Origin of the sequence: Seonamhaeicola algicola, assembly GCF_007997385.1 — a bacterium.
GTDB lineage: Bacteria > Bacteroidota > Bacteroidia > Flavobacteriales > Flavobacteriaceae > Seonamhaeicola > Seonamhaeicola algicola.
The window spans coordinates 519,691-538,120 of the sequence record NZ_VOSC01000012.1; the positions used below are offsets into that span (position 1 = coordinate 519,691).

At 31.9% G+C, this 18,430-nt stretch carries 13 protein-coding genes and 1 tRNA gene; 3 read left to right on the forward strand and 11 right to left on the reverse strand.

Annotated elements, in window-relative coordinates; genetic code table 11:
• Positions 1-192 precede the first annotated feature (192 nt).
• The 7 genes from FUA26_RS04750 to FUA26_RS04785 form a co-directional block, all read right to left on the reverse strand.
• The gene (locus tag FUA26_RS04750) at positions 193-1,110 is read right to left on the reverse strand and encodes a metal ABC transporter solute-binding protein, Zn/Mn family (RefSeq protein ID WP_147132263.1); all 918 of its coding nucleotides are present in this window, start codon (positions 1,108-1,110) and stop codon (positions 193-195) included.
• A gap of 19 nt (positions 1,111-1,129) precedes the next feature.
• A complete protein-coding gene (locus FUA26_RS04755) occupies positions 1,130-3,385 on the reverse strand; it encodes a TonB-dependent receptor (protein ID WP_147132266.1) in 2,256 nt (751 codons plus the stop codon).
• Positions 3,372-4,031, reverse strand: a complete 660-nt coding sequence (locus FUA26_RS04760) for a metal-dependent transcriptional regulator (RefSeq protein ID WP_147132268.1) — start codon at positions 4,029-4,031, stop codon at positions 3,372-3,374. The genes FUA26_RS04755 and FUA26_RS04760 overlap by 14 nt, the downstream gene beginning before the upstream one ends.
• Positions 4,032-4,166: 135 nt before the next feature.
• Positions 4,167-5,039, reverse strand: coding sequence for a 3-keto-disaccharide hydrolase (locus tag FUA26_RS04765; RefSeq protein WP_147132271.1), 873 nt, complete (start codon positions 5,037-5,039; stop codon positions 4,167-4,169).
• A gap of 250 nt (positions 5,040-5,289) precedes the next feature.
• A complete protein-coding gene (gene feoB, locus FUA26_RS04775; RefSeq protein WP_147132276.1) occupies positions 5,290-7,392 on the reverse strand; it encodes a ferrous iron transport protein B in 2,103 nt (700 codons plus the stop codon).
• A complete protein-coding gene (locus FUA26_RS04780) occupies positions 7,389-7,622 on the reverse strand; it encodes a FeoA family protein (protein ID WP_147132279.1) in 234 nt (77 codons plus the stop codon). Before FUA26_RS04780 ends, feoB begins: the two co-directional genes overlap by 4 nt.
• 96 nt (positions 7,623-7,718) lie before the next feature.
• The gene (locus FUA26_RS04785) at positions 7,719-8,393 is read right to left on the reverse strand and encodes an SCO family protein (protein WP_147132282.1); all 675 of its coding nucleotides are present in this window, start codon (positions 8,391-8,393) and stop codon (positions 7,719-7,721) included.
• Between the two features lie 170 nt (positions 8,394-8,563).
• Here FUA26_RS04785 and rseP point away from each other — a divergent pair, with 170 nt between their 5' ends.
• The 3 genes from rseP (at position 8,564) to FUA26_RS04800 (ending at position 10,941) form a co-directional block, all read left to right on the forward strand.
• Complete coding sequence (rseP, locus tag FUA26_RS04790; RefSeq protein ID WP_147132284.1) at positions 8,564-9,910, forward strand: RIP metalloprotease RseP; 1,347 nt, start codon at positions 8,564-8,566, stop codon at positions 9,908-9,910.
• A gap of 73 nt (positions 9,911-9,983) precedes the next feature.
• Positions 9,984-10,057 (forward strand) — tRNA-Asn (locus FUA26_RS04795).
• Positions 10,058-10,326: 269 nt separating this feature from the next.
• Positions 10,327-10,941, forward strand: a complete 615-nt coding sequence (locus tag FUA26_RS04800; RefSeq protein ID WP_147132287.1) for a Crp/Fnr family transcriptional regulator — start codon at positions 10,327-10,329, stop codon at positions 10,939-10,941.
• 90 nt (positions 10,942-11,031) lie between these two features.
• Here FUA26_RS04800 and FUA26_RS04805 read toward each other — a convergent pair whose 3' ends face one another.
• The 4 genes from FUA26_RS04805 to FUA26_RS04820 all read right to left on the reverse strand — a co-directional run bounded on the left by FUA26_RS04805 (position 11,032) and on the right by FUA26_RS04820 (position 18,429).
• Positions 11,032-12,054: an alkaline phosphatase D family protein gene (locus FUA26_RS04805; protein ID WP_147132289.1), complete on the reverse strand. Its 1,023-nt coding sequence runs from the start codon at positions 12,052-12,054 to the stop codon at positions 11,032-11,034.
• 122 nt (positions 12,055-12,176) lie between these two features.
• Positions 12,177-15,311 (reverse strand): TonB-dependent receptor, encoded by a 3,135-nt coding sequence (locus FUA26_RS04810; RefSeq protein ID WP_246109070.1) that lies wholly within the window; start codon positions 15,309-15,311, stop codon positions 12,177-12,179.
• A 399-nt stretch (positions 15,312-15,710) separates the two neighbouring features.
• Positions 15,711-16,919, reverse strand: coding sequence for a thioredoxin family protein (locus FUA26_RS04815; protein WP_147132295.1), 1,209 nt, complete (start codon positions 16,917-16,919; stop codon positions 15,711-15,713).
• A 106-nt stretch (positions 16,920-17,025) separates the two neighbouring features.
• On the reverse strand, positions 17,026-18,429 hold the full coding sequence (locus tag FUA26_RS04820) for a TlpA family protein disulfide reductase (protein WP_147132298.1): 1,404 nt from the start codon (positions 18,427-18,429) through the stop codon (positions 17,026-17,028).
• Position 18,430: the final 1 nt, after the last annotated feature.

Consider the following 18,430-nt stretch of genomic DNA (forward strand, 5'->3'; position numbering starts at 1 on the left):
GAGGAATTTTTTATTTCGATAAAAAAATCGAAATAAAAACCGATTTGAAAACTCCGCGTCGAACGCCGTTCTCCCGATTTCGGAGCTTTTCTTCATCTATTCTGCGCCTTGACTTTCAATTCAAAAGAATTGATTTGGGACTTTACTTTTTGCTTTTTTTAGTTTAAACACAAGGAACAGTTGTAGATTACTCTACTCGTTCGAGGCTTTTAGTGCTTCAATAATAGTTTTTACATTATACTTGTACATGCCAATATACGTGCCTTCTACTGTTGCTGTTGTTCCTAATGCATCAGAATATAAAGTTCCGCCAATAGCAACCTCGTGATTTTTCGATTTTACTGCGGCTTGCAAAGCTTCAATGGTGCGTTTGGGTACCGAGCTTTCTACAAAAATAGCATTCACCTTATTCTCAATAATAAAGGCTGCGAGCTTTTGTACGTCTTGCACACCAGCTTCGGTTGCTGTTGATAAACCTTGTAAGCCTACAACTTCAAAATGAAACGATTTTCCGAAATAGTTAAACGCATCATGTGCTGTTACCAATATGCGTTTTTCCTGCGGAAGCGTTTCAATTATTCCTGAAATTTCCTGTTTTAAAGTTACTAATTGCGCATGATAACTTTCCCAATTTTTTCTGAAAGTTTCTGCTTGTTCGGGTAATTCAACTTCAAGGGTTTTCGTTACAAAAGCTCCTGCTTGTAACCAATAATCGATGTTAAACCAAATGTGCGGATCATAGTTTGATGCAAAATACTCAGAGCCAATTAATGTGTTTTTATCTAAAGCATTGGCAATAGCAATGGTTTTTTTGTTTTTCATTTTTTCAAAAACTTCAACCAACTTACCTTCTAAATGTAAACCGTTATAAAAGATTATATCGGCATTGGCTAACTTGGTAACATCGCCTTCGCTGGCTTTGTATAGGTGCGGATCTACACCGCTTCCCATTAAACCTTTTATGTCTACAACATCGCCACCAATATTTTTAACCAAATCGGTAATCATGGTGGTTGTGGTTACTATTTGTAGTTTTCCTGATGATTTTTTGTTGCTTTTACAGCTAAAAACCATACTTAAAACACATAAGATTAAAACTACTTTTTTCATATTGGTATTCATTTTAATATTAATTTATGGTGTATCGTAATCCTAAAAATAAGCGTCGCCCTTGGTTTGGAGCATATACATACGACGGGTCAAAAGTTAATGCATACGGGTTATTACTTGTTGGTATTACATTGCCTTGGGCATTAAATTGTACATTTTTATCAAAAGGATCTTGACTTCTGGCTATTATAAACGGGTTGCCTTCATTGGGTGTCCAATTTAATAGGTTTTTTACACCTAAATAGAATTCTAAATTAGCTTTACTGGTGTAGGTTAATTGAATGTTTTGAATGCTCCAAGTTGGTGAATAATCGCTACGCGGATCTAAATCGCCTAGTGTTGGTAAGCGCATAGGGCCGTAAATATTACCGGTATAATCTATAGTAATATTGCTTGGATAATGTTTGTATGACAGAGACCAAACACCTGTATAACGCTCGGTTAAAATTTGTTGGGTAGTAATGTTATTTTCGGTTTGCGATACATCTTGAAGTGTGCCGCCAATAGATGCTTTAATACCGCTGCCTAAAACGGCATCAATATTTAAACTCATACCTTTTGAGGTTGAATGTCCATTTAAATTATCGTAAATAATTTGGTTTGGGTTCGTATCATAATCTGGTATTATAGCATTTGTAAAATGTGTGTACCAAGCCGATGCATCAACAGTGATTATTTGTCCTGTTTTAGTGTAAATTTTCTTTAAATAATTTAGGTTAATGTTGTATGATTGTTCTGGGTTTAGGGCTTCTTCAATAACAACATCGCGAGAGCCCGTTAATGCTGCGTGGTCTTCTGTAAATAAATTTACAACCCTAAAACCGGTACCGGCATTTAGTCTTAAAATATCATCATCAGTAGGTTTAAAGCGGTATGCTATTCGTGGTGTAAAAATAGCGCCATGCCTATCATCATAATCATAACGGGCACCTAAAAGCAAATGGTGTTTTTTTGCTATAGCAATTTCATCTTGAATAAAAATTGAAGGAATTACTATTTCATCTGATGTTGTGGTTGCAGGCGTATTATCGTTATAATAATTATAGCGTGCTGCGAGTCCAAAAAGTAAATCGTGATTTTTTAAAGGTTTATCCCAAATAAGTTGACCAAAACCAATGCGTTGTTTGGCTAAATATGGTGTATTACCGTAAACTGAATTTTGGTCGTGATCGGAATATGAAAACTGAACATTAATTTTTTCATGAGTTGGTAATTGGTAGTTTCCTAACAGCTCGAAACGCGAAGTGTAAATGCTTTCGCCGTAAACCTCATTACCACCACGAAATGTTGGGTTCCATTGCATTTCGCCACCCCAGCGGTCTTCATAAAAATAACGACCTGCAAGTGAAAATAAACGATTGTTTTTTCGTTTAAAATTCCATTTTTGAAATACCGAAATGCGATCTTGTAAGGTTACATCGGTAAAATTATCATTATTATTATCAATTGGGTTAGCGTATTTAAAATAATTGGCACCAACTAAAACTGTAGCTTTTTTTCCGACTTTCGATTTAAAACCAACATCAAAATTAGCTTCGCCCCAACCTGTTACAAAACTATCATAAAAAAACGTGGGAGCATGTTCGGGTAATTTGGTGATAATATTAATTAAACCACCAACTGCTTCGCTACCGTATAGCGATGATGCAGGACCTTTTACCACTTCAACTTGCTCAATTAATGAATTAGGAATTCCCGATAAACCATAAACAGTAGATAAGCCACTTACAATAGGCATACCATCTATTAAAACCAGAGTGTAAGGGCCTTCAAGACCATTAATGTGTATGTCGCCTGTGTTACAAACATTACAATTAAGTTGCGGGCGTACACCATTTACGTTTTGCAAAGCTTCAAAAACATTTGCTGTTGGGTTTTTTTTAAAGAATGTAGGGGCGTACACTTCAACAGGTACAGGACTTTCTAATCGTGACACTGCTTTTAGAGTTCCTGTAACAATAACTTCGTTTAAAAGTTGCGCTTCTTCTAAATTAAAATTTACGGTAAGCGTTTCATCATTTTTTATGGTAATTTGTTTTTCAACCGTTTTAAAACCTGTAAACGATGCCACAAGTGTATAATTTCCTGCGGAAACGTTTTGTATTTTAAAAGCACCCTCTTCATTTGAAGCATTTCCTTTGCTAGTGCCTTTTAAATATACGTTTACAAAAGGAAGTGCTTCATTTTTATGGGTAACCTTACCCTTAATATTTTGAGCATTTATAGTAGTTAGTAAAATACTATTTAATATGAAAAACATTTTAATTGTTTTCATTAACGTATATGATATTTGTGAAATCGCTGTTAAGTACGATAGTATTATTATTTATTGAAATTTGTGTCATTTTACTACTTGTAAATTGTTTTGACACTTGAATGGTGTTACCATATTTTAAAGCATTTGCCGAACAGAAATCGAAAAATTCCTTATCTGTACTTAATAGCCTAGAAATAATATAACTTTTACCTTCTGAAGCTTTTGAAAGCGGCATAGATGTATCTACTGTAGTAATGTCGCCATTGGCATTTGGTATAGGGTCTCCATGCGGATCAAATTTAGGATTGCCTAAATATTCACTTATTTTTTCAGCTAACAAATCAGAGGTTTGGTGCTCTAATAATTCGGCTTCTCTATGAATATCATGTAATGATAAATCGAACAATTTAAACAATAAACTTTCCCATAACCTATGTTTACGCACAATTGTCAAGGCCATTTTATTGCCCTTTTCTGTAAGTTTTAAAGGCTGATATTTTTGATAGACTATAATATCTTTAGCGGCAAGTTTTTGAGCCATATCGGTGGCTGCGGCGCTAGAAATATTTAATGCTTTGGCAATATTACCAGGCTTAGTATTGTTTGTATTACTTTTTCCGTTTTTGTAAATGGCTTTTACAAAGTTTTCAATAGCTACAGACATTTAATTTGCTTTAAATTATTTTTAAGCTTACTTAAAAATTTATTCAAATGTAGTTAAAAATATGATAAAGCAATAAAAAAAACCTTTGTATTTATTTTATACAAAGGTTTTTAAACTATTATAGTTTTTTAAAACTTATTTAAACTTAACGTTTTTTCTAATGTTTTTAGGGAATTTTTTTATTGGTGTAATGGTTAAGTCTTTATAATAACACTCGGCAGCTTCCGATTGTATTTGTATTTGGCCACTAGTTAAAGGTTTGCCTGTTTCTGGGTTTATGGCGTTTTCAACAACCATTACAATATGACCATTAACAATATGTACAGCATCATTACCTATTACGTAAATTTCTAAATGATTCCATTGACCATGAGGAGCATCGGGTTCCATTGAGGCTTGAATGTAACCACTACCATCTGAATAGATATTAGATTTTGGATCAAACTTTTTTATTTTAGAAAAATCGCCTCTAATTTCAACTTTTGGTCCGCCTACATTGGGTGTTGCAGTATTGCCAGAAATTGGAATAAAATCGCCAATATCACTTTCTTGAACTTGGTATTCAAGTGATGTTTTCCAAGTTTTCCAAAAACGCCCGTGTTCTCCGTAGCAATGGTATAAAATTCCGCTATCGCGTTTAGCATTTAATCTTGGTTCCCATTTTTTATCGCCCCACTTAAACATAACACTTAGGTGATAATTTTCAAAAGAAGCTTTAGTAGTTAAGCCACCGTAAATTTCGCCGGTAATTTTTAAAACAGGTTGGTTGTTTTCAGTAATTATTGTAAAAACATTCTTAATATCGTTATTTAAACCTAGTGGTGTGCCGTTGTGTACGTTGGTAGATTGGTAAGTGCCTTCGGGTAAGTTTTTTACTGTTTCATGCGGAACACCGTTCCATTTTTCAAAATGACTTAAGTTAGTATCAAATAATTTAATGGCTTTTTTTTGTGCGAAGCTATTCAAACTTAAAATTAAAGCAGAATATATTAATAGCTTTTGATTCATTAGTTGTTGGGTTTTTTGTTTAGATGTTATAAAAGTAACACGCTAAAACTAATAAATCAAAATAAAAAAGGTTTAATGGCAACCGCAATTAGAATTTGTGCCACAACCTTTATTGGTTTTGGTTTTTTTTGGCATAAATTTTTTAACCAAAAATACAAAAGCTATTGCTACGGTTGAAAAAACAAGTATGTTTTGTATTAAGGTGTTCATGCTACTTTGGTCGGTATAAATAGGTTAAATTACAAACATTTTATTTTAAAAACTGAAATGCTATTAAAGCTGTTATGTATGCAAAACTGCTCATTACAACTAATTGTAGTATGGGCCATTTCCAGCTGTTTGTTTCACGTTTTACTATGGCTAAAGTACTCATACACTGCATAGCAAAGGCATAAAATAGTAACAGTGAAATACCTGATGCTAAGGTGAATACTTTGGTGCCATTGCTATGTACTTCGGCAGCCATTTTGCTTTTAATGGTATCTTCATCTTCATTATCACTAGCGCTTCCAACACTGTAAATGGTTGCTAGAGTGCCTACAAAAACTTCGCGTGCAGCAAATGATGTTACAAGGCCAATACCAATTTTCCAGTCGTAACCTAAAGGTCTAATAGCTGGTTCAATAGCTCTACCAATAATACCAATATAGCTGTATTGTAGCTTGTGGGCTGCTATTTTATCATCTAACTCAGGTTCAGAAATTGATGGGTTTTCAGTTTTTATAATACTTTCAGCATTATTAAAATTATCTCCAGGGCCGTTTGAGGCTAATACCCAAAGAATAATAGAAATGGCTAAAATTATTTTACCGGCTTCTAAAACAAAAGTTTTTGTTTTTTCTACAACTGTAAATACAACGTTTTTAAATAGCGGTATTTTATAACTTGGCATTTCAATTACAAAGTAGGTTTTACTTTTTATTTTTAAAACTTTGTTTAAAATGTAAGCCGATATTATGGCGGTTAAAAAGCCTATAATATATAAGCCCATTAGGGTGAGCGCTTTATAGCTCATGCCTAAAAATGTACCTTGCGGAATTACTAAAGCAATTATTATAACATACACGGGTAAACGTGCTGAACAGGTGGTGAAAGGTGTTACTAAAATGGTAATAAGGCGTTCTTTCCAGTTTTCAATATTACGGGCGGCCATTACAGCAGGAATTGCACAGGCATTTCCTGAAATTAAAGGCACAACACTTTTACCACTTAGGCCAAAGCGTTTCATTATATTATCCATTAGGAATACTACACGGCTCATATAACCGCTTTCTTCTAACAATGAAATAAACAAAAACAGGAAAGCAATAGGAGGGATAAATACCATAACACCGCCAATACCTGCAATTATACCTTCGGAAAGTAAATTAGTAAATGCACCTGCTGGCATTGTGTTTTTCACCCAATTAGCTAATGATGCAAAGGCTTCATCAATTAAATCTGTGGGGTAGGTTGCCCAATCATAAACCGCTTGAAACATTAAAAATAAAATAACAAAAAAGATGAGGTAACCCCATATTTTGTGTGTTAATATACGGTCTAGTTTTATGCGTAAATCTGTAGCGTTTGCCAAATTTACTATCAATCCTTTTTTAAGGACATTGTTTATAAATTGATAGCGTTTAATGGTTTCTTTTTGTTGTAAACGTTTTAAATCTGCATTACTTTTCGTTTTAAAATCGTTTAGAGCATCAAAATCATTTCGCTGGATTTTTCCAAAGTTAACATCTTGGGTAATTACCAACCATAATTTATAAAGTAGTTGGTTAGAAAATGTTTTTTTTAAGTTTTGAAAGTAGGTGGTATCAATGGTGCTAATATCTAAACAGGGTTTGGTGTTTAGCATACCATAATTTGTAATAAGTTCTTTTAAGGTATCAATACCTTGATTTTTTCGGGTGCTAACTACAGCAATTTTAGTGTGTAATTGTGTTTCTAAATAATTAATATCTAATGAAATGCCTTTTTTTTGCATTCTATCGGCCATATTAATAACCAGCAATGTTGGTATTTCTAAATCTTTAATTTGTGTAAAAAGTAGTAGGTTTCGTTTAAGGTTTTCAACATCTGTAACTACTACTGCTACATCAGGAAAGTCTTTATCATTTTTATTTAAAAGAAGTTCAATAACAACGTTTTCATCAAGTGATGAGGCGTTTAAGCTGTAGGTTCCGGGTAAATCTAAAACGTGGGCTTTTAAACCACGTGGTAGTTTGCAAATACCTTCTTTTTTATCAACAGTAATACCAGGGTAATTACCAACTTTTTGGTTTAAACCAGTTAAAGCGTTAAAAACCGATGTTTTTCCAGTATTGGGGTTTCCAATTAAAGCAACGTTTATTTGTTTACTCATAGCGTGCTTTTTTCAATTAAAATAAGTTGTGCTGTTTCTTTTCTAATAGCTACATGCGATCCGTTTATGTTTAAGTAAATAGGGTCTGTAAATGGCGCTACTTGTAATAATTGTACTGTATTACCAGGTAAGCAACCCATTTCTAGTAATTTTAATGGAATTTCGGTTGATGAAACATCAGTAATAACAGCAGTTTCACCTTTTTTAAGATGAGCTAAGGTATATTGCAAACTTATTTAGATTGATTTTAAAGAAGCAAAGTAAACTAAAAGTTTAAACTTTTAAAAGTTTAAGGGTTTAAAGTTTACTTAAAATTTATGGTGTGTTTATTTACTGGTTTCCTTTTGTAAGTGTCTTATGTCGTTTAAAAGTTTTTCAATATCAGCTTTATTAGTGCCGTCATAAAACCCACGAATTTGACGTTTTTTATCAATTAACATAAAGTTTTCAGTGTGTACCATATCAAAAGGGCCGCCATCACCATTATCTTTTACTGCTAAATAGCTTTTTCGGGCCATAGCGTAAATATCTTTTTTATTACCTGTAACTAAATTCCATTTAGCATCATTAACACCTTTTTTTATGGCGTAGCGTTTTAGTTGCGCAACGGTATCAATTTCGGGTGTTACCGAGTGCGATAGCAGCATAACATCATCATCGTTTAAAATTTCGCTTTGTATTTGCTCCATATTTTTTGTCATTATAGGGCAAATAGTTTGGCAAGTTGTAAAAAAGAAATCGGCCACATAAATTTTACCTTCATAATCTTTTTGTGTAACAGTTTTTCCGTTTTGGTTGGTAAAAGAAAAATCGGCTATTTTATGATATTTTTTTTTGTATTGAATAGTACTATCAACAAGCTCAGTGCTAACCATAGCTGGTTGATAAATTGGTAGTGGTTGGTAAACATTAAGTGTATTATAAATTAGGGCTATTATTATTACTGAAATAACACCAAAAACAATAGCAAATACTTTATAACCTTTAAAAAAATTAAGCATGGTAATTGGTAAAATAATTGTTACAAAAATACAACGAAATAGAGACAACTTAGGTAATGTATGTTACTTAAATTCGTGTTAAATAGGTGTGCAATACATAAATGTCTTTTTATACTTGGTTTAAAAGATTACTTTTGTGCGGTTATCAAAAAAATTTTGATTAAAAATATATGGAGTTTGTTATAAAAATATCTCAGTTTTTACTGAGTTTATCATTATTAATAGTTTTACACGAATTAGGGCATTTTATTCCTGCCAAAGCTTTTAAAACTAGAGTAGAAAAGTTTTACCTGTTTTTTGATGTTAAGTTTTCACTATTTAAAAAGAAAATAGGAGAAACCGTTTATGGTATTGGTTGGTTGCCACTTGGCGGCTATGTAAAAATATCTGGGATGATTGATGAAAGCATGGATACCGAGCAAATGGCACAAGAGCCACAACCTTGGGAGTTTCGCTCTAAACCTGCATGGCAACGTTTAATAATTATGCTTGGTGGTGTAACCGTTAACTTTATTTTAGCAATACTTATTTATGTAGGTATGAGCTATTTTTATGGTGATACCTTTTTGCCAAATGAAAACATAAAAGATGGCCTTTTAATAGATAATAAAGTAGCTAATGATGCGGGGTTATTAACAGGAGATAAAATACTAACGGTTGATGGTGAAACTATTGAAAAATATTCTGAAATATCTGAAAAAGTATTGTTTGGAAAAAATGTTACTATAGAGCGAAATGGCCAGCAAACTACTATTACATTACCTGAAGATTTTTTAGCACAATTAATAGATTCTAAAGAACGAAAATTTATAGACTTAAGAACACCTTTTGCCATTGTTGAAGTGCCAGACACCTCATTTAATAAAGGTAGCGGACTTAAAAAAGGCGATATCATTATTGGTTTAAATGATGTAAATACTAAGTATGGGGATGAGGTTGTTGCAAACCTATCAAAATTTAAAGGACAAAACGTTACAGCTAAGGTTTTAAGAGATAAATCTGAAATTAATCTAACCTTAAAAGTGAGTGATAGCGCTAAACTAGGCTTAGTTTACGCAGCAGGGTCTACACCTGAAACCCTTGAAGCATTAGGATATTATAATTTTGAAAAAATAAACTATAGTTTTTTTGAGTCTTTCCCAGTTGGCTTAAAAAAGGCAAAAGATAGAGTAGTGTCTTATTGGGATCAATTAGGGGCTATATTTACACCAAGTACTGGTGCTTATAAAGGTGTAGGTGGTTTTAAAGCCATTTATGATATTTTTCCTAAAACTTGGAGCTGGCAATCATTTTGGAGTATAACTGCCTTTTTATCTATTATGCTTGGGGTTTTAAACTTATTACCAATTCCTGCTCTAGATGGTGGCCATGTTATGTTTTTATTGTATGAAATGGTTTCAGGAAGAAAACCTGGTGATAAATTTATGGAGTATGCACAAATGGTTGGTTTCTTTATTTTAATAGCTTTAGTACTGTTTGCAAACGGCAATGATATCTACAAAGCAATATTTGATTAAAATTTTTTTAAAAAAGTATTGTGGGAACTAAAATAATATATATATTTGCGCTCGCAAAAGCGAAACAAAACCTTCCTCAGTAGCTCAGTTGGTTAGAGCATCTGACTGTTAATCAGAGGGTCGTTGGTTCGAGCCCAACCTGAGGAGCGTTTAAAAAGAAGCCTTTACAGAAATGTAAAGGCTTTTTTAGTTTTATACGTTATTGTTACTAGTTATCTGTTATAATTGTTTTTTTGAAAATGTTAAGATGACAAGTTTCTTATTGAAAAAGGGGCTAAAAAGGGGAGAGGTTAGGTTAGTAGTGTTTTTAACCAAAATTCTTTATTTAATGTTACAGAAAACTACTAATAATACTAGCGTAACATTCATTCTCTTTAAAAACTGCAATTTGTATCATTAATATTCTCTCTTTAAAAATGATTAATTTACATTCTGCAACAATAAAAAAATTTCAAAATTTTGATGTTCACCAACACTTAAAAGAGCATTATCCTGATTTAGACAATTATGTTACTGAAACCATCAAATTAAAGGGAAATAATGTTTATAAGGCTATTTTTAGATCAAAAAACATTTACCAAATAGTGCGGGGCGCTGTAAAGTTGGGTACATATAACCAAGAAGGAAAACCCTTTATTTATGAAGTTTTAGGTGATGGAGACTTTTTTGGAAATTTTGAATATTTAGAAAATAAACAGTTTTATGAATACTCTAAAACAATGATAGATTGTAAGCTGCGTGTTTATAATTTAGACTTTATTAAACGCGTGGTAATGGACGATCCTATATTAACAGATTGGTTTATTCGCTATTTGGTAAAGCGCTGGTGTAATGCAGAAAAAAAAGTAAAAATGTCTAATGAAAAAGGCACTACAGAAAAGTTAAGATATTTAAGTACTTATTTTGATAATAAAGTGCATGATTATTCTGGTAATGAATATGTGCTATTTAATTTATTAACTCAAAAAGATTTAGGAGATTTAATTGGTACTACTAGACAATCGATTGCTGCGGCATTAGAAAAACTGTAAATAAAAAAAGGGAACTTACCTTTTTAAAAGCAAATTCCCAATCTTTAAAAAAATTTAAAAACTCAAACTTTCTACATTTAAGCAATTGGTTTAGTTGTAAACTTGCACCAATTCCTGTTGTATAGTGTTATTATCTCCACGCATTTGCATAGTTACTTTTTTCTGTTTAAAATCAAAATATAAAGCGCCAAAGCTATAAGTGTGTATTACATCACCATGTCTTAAAGAATTAGCTTCTCCTTTAAAGTTAAAACTAGCATGTGTTAAACCGCTAGAGGTAAAATCTATTAATGGATAAGGTATTGCTTTGTGTTTTAATTTTGAAAATTCTGAAATATGCCTGTCACCAGATAAAAGTATAACTCTTTTAGCGTTAGATGAGGCAATTAAATTTAGAAGCTTTTCTCGTTCATTAGGAAAGTTTGCCCATTTTTCATAAGGATGTTCTTGGGCTATGGTTTGTATACTACTAACAATAACATTAAAATCAGCTGTAGAGTTATGTAATTCATTATTTAACCATTCCCATTGTTTTGTGCCTAACAAAGTTCTGTTTTCTTGTGAGCCATTAATTTCAGCTTTTGAAATGCCAGTTCTAAAGTAGCGTGTATCAAGTAAAATAACTTTAATACTCCCTTTGTTAGTTTTAAAAATTTCAGAAGAATATATGCCTTCTTGGTTTCTTCTAGGATCGTTTTTTGATACATTAAAGAAATCTAACATTAATTGTTGGCTTTCTTTCTTTTTAGGGTATTCTGTACCTGCATCATTTTTACCAAAATCATGGTCATCCCAAATACCAATAATTTTAGTGTTTTTTACTAATTCAGCATAACCATTTTGTTTTTGTTGCATTTCATAATCGGCCTTTATTTTATTCATGTCTTCAGAATCTCCATAAATATTATCGCCTCCCCAAATCCATACATCAGGTTTTAAGTTTAAAACATCATCCCATAGTAAGTTGTTTTTATTTGGTTTGTTGCATGAACCAAATGTAAGTGTAAAGTCTGTAGTGTTTTTTTCTGAAAGTACTTCATTTTCATTATTTAGTTTAGTGCTTTTGCAAGCAAAAAAAAGTACTGTAAAAAAAAGTATACTTATATATTTCATTATTATTTGTTTTATTATAATTAATTTCTGTTTAAAAGGTTTACAGAAGAAATAAATCTTCTGTAAACCAGCCTTTTTAGTTTAATAATTTCTCATTAAGCAAAGGCAACTAACAATGTTGTTTAAAAAGAGTATTTTGCGCCAAGTTGTAGCCTCCATGGTGTACCACCAATAGGCTCTGTACCTGCACCAGTTTGTACGTTGTATGAGTAAGAATTTGTTGCTTGGTCAAATCCATTTACTTTCATTAGTTCTCTGTTTCCGTAGTTGTGGCTTGTTCCCCATTCTTTGTTTAATAAGTTAGCTAAGTTAAATACATCGGCAGATAGTTGTAAGTTTTGTTTACCGTAAAACTTAATGTCTTTAGTTAAGCGCATATCTACAGTGTAATAAAAAGGGTTTTTACCACCATTTCGTTTTGCAAAACCACCAAAGCTTTCTCTTAAATAATCTTTATAGCCTTTTGTAGTTTCAGGATCGTTTAATATTTGGTTGTAAGCTTCGGCTATTTCAGTTGGGGTATTTGGGTTGTTAGGGTCATAAACATAAGCTATATCATTACTTAAATTAAAGTCTCCATTAACACTTGTGGTATTATCTACTTTAAATGAATACCTAGAACCACCTGTACCTATTGCAGTAAGGCCTAATTTAAAGCCTCTCCAGGTTGGAGTTGCACCGTTTAAAATAACTTTACTTCCAAAGTGATTATCTGAATATCCGTAATTTAAGGTTCTTGGGTCTCCTTCAACAGGTAAAAATGTAGAGGTGTTTGCAACGCAGCAGTTATATGAAGAGTTGTCTTTTGTTTTGTTAAATGTTATACTTGCATTTAAGTATCCATCTTTTCCAATTTTAGATCCGCCATTAATAATCAATGCAGCTTGGTCTAATATGCCATCTGATGTTAATAATAAAGCGCGTCCTACTTTATCAGTTTTTCTTGAGGCTTTCCAATCTACCCTTCCATTACTACCAATGGTGTTTGCTGGTACAAAAACATCTCTTCCGTTAGGAGTTGTAAAAAAAGGATCGTCTACTAAATTAGCTTCTTGATAGGTGTAGTTATTTTTTGTATGGCTTAATAAAGCATTAATGCCTAAATAAATACCGTTATCAAAAAAGTGTGTGTAGTTTAAATTAGCCTTAAAGGTTGTTGGAACTTCAAAATCATCACTTACAGCGTTAATTGTAGAAAAAGGTGTTTCGCCATCTGGCACACCTGGTACAGTAGATGGGTCTTGCCTATATGCTTCAAAATTTGGAGGAGGTACATTATCTCCAGATACATCAATGGCACCTAATAATACGCCACTATTTTGAATGTTGTTTACTTGGGCATAGTAATGTGGTTGCGATGAAAATACACCACCACCAAGTTTTAAAATATCTTTGTCATTACCATTTATATTCCAAGTCATTTGTAATCTTGGTTGAATATTATCAAAATCTGTAGGTTGATTGCTTGTTTTTATACCTAATTCGTCATACACAACAGGGTTGAATGCTCCTGCTTTTGAAAAAATAGTAGCATCCCAACGTAAACCTGCAATTATATTAATGTTTTTATGAATGTTAAAATCGGCTTCAGCAAATAAAGATAAATCATAAACGGTTTGTTCTACTACAGGAGGTACACCTGTTAAAGGTACTTCTCTTGCATATCTGCTTGCGGTTTCATTTTCAAAATCATCTAAAGAATCAAAAAAGAAGCGTCCGTTTTGCTCATTTGATAATAATGTTTCTAAATATGTAATGGTGTTGTCTGTACCAAAAGTATAGTTTACATTATCTGTACTTAAGTAAGTAGTATTTGCAATATGTACTTGTTGTTCTAAATTGGTTTCAGGAGAATAACGTTGGCCACCTAACTGAAAGGTTCTAGATCTAGTATTACCGTTTGGCAATTGAGATGTTACATCAACTATGGCTCTAGGAATGTTAGAACTAGGTAATTGCGAACTTGGTAAATAAGCACGTTCTGCGTGTTGGTATTGTAGTTTAAATTCATTGGTTACTTTTTCTGAAAATACAGAGCGTAAGGATAACAATGTACTGTTTTCATGAGACTCAAAGTCTGACCAAGATTCTGCAATTTCAAAGTTAGAATTGTCACTTGTGCTCATAGGGCTTTTGTACTGATTGTATAAATTTCTTAAAGTAAGCGTATGCTTATTGTTAATTTGCCAATCTAAACGCACAAATAAGTTGTGTGCTTGTGTTTCTCTGTCAAATTGCCCTACTTGTTTTGCATCACTAACGCCGTATTGGTTTCCTGCAATGTCTAAAAATCTATCTAAATTTTCTTGTGTTACACCGTAACGGTTTTCATCATCTTCAGATTGAATATCTGCAATGGTTACTGGGCTCCCTGCATCTTGTCTTTCATAAGTTGTAAAAAAGTGTAACTTGTCTTTAATAATTGGACCACCTAAGCTAATACCTGTTTGTAGGGTATAAAAATCAGCATCTCTTTCTTGCCCCCTAATATCATATTTGCTTTGTAAAGCATCGGCTCTGTAAAAGCCAAAAGCACTACCGTGAAATTCATTTGTTCCAGATTTTGTTACTGCATTTAAAGAACCGCCACTTTGACGCCCTTGAGTTACTGTATAATCATTAGTGGAAACTTCAAATTCTCTAATAGCTTCTTGTGAAATGGTAAAAGGGCCACGGCCTACTTCGCCAGCAGTTAGTGTATTACGCGCGTTAGCTCCATCAATAGTAATATTGGTAGATGTTCTTCTTTGTCCTCCTAAGTTTAAAGATCCGCCTCCTTGTAGTGGAGATAAGCTAGTTAAACGTGTAAAGTTTCTACCTTCTGCAGGTAAGCTTTTAATTTGCTGACTGCTAATTTTTGTAGAAGCACCTAGTTGTTTTATACGTTTTGTCATGCCGCTGGTTTTTAGTACAACAGCTTCTAAATCATATGCGCTTTCTTCTAAATTAATATTTAATACAATTTCATCACTTAAATTTAATTCTAAATCATTTTGAGTAACGGTTTTATAACCTATGTATGAAACTGTAATGGTGTAAGGGCCAAGAGGTAATTGTTTTAAAATAAAATCACCTTCCATGTTAGAGTTGGTACCCGTTTTAAAACCTGTAGCTGTGTTTTGTATTAAGATGTTTACTCCTAATAAAGGCGCGTTATTAGTATCAGTTATTTTTCCTTTAATTGATGCATTGGTTGATTGGGAAAAGGTTGATACTGAGCATAAAACTATAGTTATTAAAACTAAAATTTTGTTCATTGTTTTCATTTCTGTTGTTTAAATTTTGTTTTTTTCAGCAGGCAAAACTATACAACAGGTTTAGCTAACTAATGTTAATTTTTAACACGCCGCAAAAGTTAACATTCACTTAAGGTTTTCATAACATTTTATAGTTTGTATCTTGTGTTAATTTTTGGTTTTCAAATGTTTATGTGTTTTATTTTAAAGCTTTAGTTACGTGTTAAGCTTGAGTATAATTTGATATTTTTAATACTTTTGAAGTTGCTTATTTGTAGTTGTTTTTTTAAAAATTAATTTGGTTGTACATGTTATAATGGAAGTAAACCCTAGTTTTATTTATGTAATTATTACTAAGTAGTTACAAAAAAAACCACGCTATAGCATGGTTTTTTTATAGTAAGAAAGTGAACTAATTTTCTAAATAGTTTCTATAGCCCTTTTTAAGTTAGTAACTGATGGGTGCGTGTTATTACCGCCAGCTTTTTTATTTTCTTCAAAGAAAACATTAAATGCATTTAAGGCGTTTTCTTTTTCTTTTTTATGTAAATATAGCTTTGCTAACATTAAATTACCCATTATAATTCCTGTTTCTTTATCTGATGAAAAATCTTGAGCTTTCTTTAAAAAGTCATTAAAAATTGATGTTTCTGCAGCTAGTTTTGGGGTTCTTAAAATTTCATCGCAAATACTGTTATAAACGTATATGTATTTTTGGTCTCCTTTTAGTGCTTCTACATCTTCAATTTTACCGTTGTACCATTTTTTTAGTTGATTATTCTCTATATAAAAAGTGTAAGTTAAATTTTTTGAGATATCTCCGAAACCACTTATATCAAACTGTTTATTACATCTTTCAATTTCGGTATATAGTTTTTTTAAACTTTTACAGTTCTTTACATAAGCTTTTAAGTGTGCCATTATGGGGCTTCCTAAAACACTGTTGTAAGTATAATCTTCAGCTATTTCTTTTATTTGTAATTTGTTTTCAAGCAAATAATTGTAAGCTTTTGAGTTGTATGGGTATTGAGCTGATGCTATTATGTAAAACAAATCTTTTGTTATAAACTTATCTAAAGATGATAGTGCAATAATATCTTTAGCTACAATAGAAGCATTCTCTTTATCATATTGATCATTTAAAGCTTTTAAATAGGTTGTTAAAAAGTTGTAATCTCTATTGCCAGCTATGTATTTTTCTTTTAAAACATCAATTCGTAAGTTGGGGTTTAAGGCAGATTTTGCGCCCTCAATTAAATCTTCAGCTTGTTTACCGCCTACTAATTTGTGTACGGCATTTCCGTTACCATCAATAAATAATAAAGTTGGGTAGGCTTGTACACCATATTTTTTGTTTAAATCTATACCTTCACCTTTTTCCATATCTACTTTAATACTTATAAAGTTTTCATTAAAAAAGTTGCCTACTTCTTCTTGCGGAAATATTTCTTTTGTCATCCATTTACAAGGGCCGCACCACGTAGTGAAGCAATCCATAAACAACAATTTATTTTCTTTTTTTGCCTTTGCTAGTGCTTCGTTAAATGATGAATGTTCAAACGAAACCCCTTGAGCAAATGACACGTTGCAAACTAGTACAACTGCTAGTAGTGTTAAAATTTTTTTCATTATTTTGTTTTTATTTTTACGTAACTATGACGCTATATTTTTAAAACCCTCTCGTTATAAAAATGTTAAAGTTTATTTTAGATTACGGTTATAAAACTGCACCTATTTAGTTTAGTAGTGTGTTTAATAACGGCCTAATTTCTTTGCTTGATGGCCTTGGTGCATTTGCGCTAACTATGTTACCGTTTGGATCTATTAAAATAAATTTAGGAATACCATTTACTTTATAATCTTTAATGAATTTTGAGTTGAAAGCTTTATCTGCTAAAAGCTGCACACCTCCCATATTATTATTAGTTACCATGTTTTTCCATGTGTTGTAAGCTTTTTTAGTATCTACAGATATGCTTACAAAGGCAATGTTTTTATTGTGAAATTCTTTTTCTACTTTTTCCAAAAAAGGAATTTCGTATTTACATGGGCCACACCAAGTTGCCCAAACATCAATGTAAACATATTTACCTTTAAAATCTTTTAAAGATGTGGATCCACCAGCATGATTTTCGTAGTTTTCAAACGTTGGTGATGGCTGTCCTTTACTTAAAACTTTTAGTTCATTATAAAGTTTTGTTATAGTTGCTTTATCAGTTTCATTAGTAGCATTTGTTGCATAATAATTATAAATCGGTTCTAATACATCTTCTCTAGGTAAACCTGTGTTAGTTTCATAAAACAACATTTTATTTTTAATGAATTCACTAGGGATGGTATTATAAACTTTTAAGCGCTCTAATATAGGAGGATTGTTTTTTTTAGTATTTTTTACCGTAATATCCTTATAAAAATTAAACAATTGGTATTGATACAATCTTGAAAACATAAAATCTTCATCTCTATCATAAGTTAAAGTATCTAAAGTCTTTGTTAAAGTTTTTGAAGGTGTGTATGTAGAATCTTTACTTAAGTATGGGTATACATTTTTGTACCTAGCAATAAAATCTATGTATTGATAATTTATAGCTCTTTTTTCCTTGTTTTTTATACTGTTTGGTATACTATCTGTGTTTGATAATGCTGTTTCTAAACTGGCCTTTATACTGTTTATTTTAGAAATAAAATTAGCTTCTTGTAATGAAAAAATACTTGCGTTTCCAGTTGGGTTTTTATAAGCATTGTTTACAATGCTATCTTTTTTTACATGGTATTTAGCAACTCCTGAACCTTCGCCATTTAGTTTTAATGAATTTTTGAAATTATTTGCGTTATAGTTAATGCTAAGGTTTGCGCCATTGTAAAGATGCAGAGTCATTTTATTGTTGCCTTGGGCATACCAATAGATACCGTTTAATATGTTTAATGTATCTCTAAATGTACCATCTTCAGAAATTTTAATACTGTGTTTTGGGTTCGGGTTTACATCAAACATTAAATCACTAGTTAAGGTGATATTTTTTTGATTTGAATTATCAATTTTTCCAGAAATCACAATATAATCTACTGGTTTAGTTTGGGTTTGTTTACATGCAACTACACTAAATGCTATACTAAATGCTAAAAGAAGTTTTTTCATT

Coding starts and splice junctions, on each gene's coding strand:
- FUA26_RS04800 (WP_147132287.1), top strand. CDS start 10,327: ATGATTAATTTACATTCTGCAACAATAAAAAAATTTCAAAATTTTGAT.
- FUA26_RS04755 (WP_147132266.1), bottom strand. CDS start 3,385: ATGAAAACAATTAAAATGTTTTTCATATTAAATAGTATTTTACTAACT.
- FUA26_RS04760 (WP_147132268.1), bottom strand. CDS start 4,031: ATGTCTGTAGCTATTGAAAACTTTGTAAAAGCCATTTACAAAAACGGA.
- FUA26_RS04810 (WP_246109070.1), bottom strand. CDS start 15,311: ATGAACAAAATTTTAGTTTTAATAACTATAGTTTTATGCTCAGTATCA.
- FUA26_RS04805 (WP_147132289.1), bottom strand. CDS start 12,054: ATGAAATATATAAGTATACTTTTTTTTACAGTACTTTTTTTTGCTTGC.
- FUA26_RS04820 (WP_147132298.1), bottom strand. CDS start 18,429: ATGAAAAAACTTCTTTTAGCATTTAGTATAGCATTTAGTGTAGTTGCA.
- FUA26_RS04815 (WP_147132295.1), bottom strand. CDS start 16,919: ATGAAAAAAATTTTAACACTACTAGCAGTTGTACTAGTTTGCAACGTG.
- feoB (WP_147132276.1), bottom strand. CDS start 7,392: ATGAGTAAACAAATAAACGTTGCTTTAATTGGAAACCCCAATACTGGA.
- FUA26_RS04750 (WP_147132263.1), bottom strand. CDS start 1,110: ATGAAAAAAGTAGTTTTAATCTTATGTGTTTTAAGTATGGTTTTTAGC.
- FUA26_RS04765 (WP_147132271.1), bottom strand. CDS start 5,039: ATGAATCAAAAGCTATTAATATATTCTGCTTTAATTTTAAGTTTGAAT.
- rseP (WP_147132284.1), top strand. CDS start 8,564: ATGGAGTTTGTTATAAAAATATCTCAGTTTTTACTGAGTTTATCATTA.
- FUA26_RS04785 (WP_147132282.1), bottom strand. CDS start 8,393: ATGCTTAATTTTTTTAAAGGTTATAAAGTATTTGCTATTGTTTTTGGT.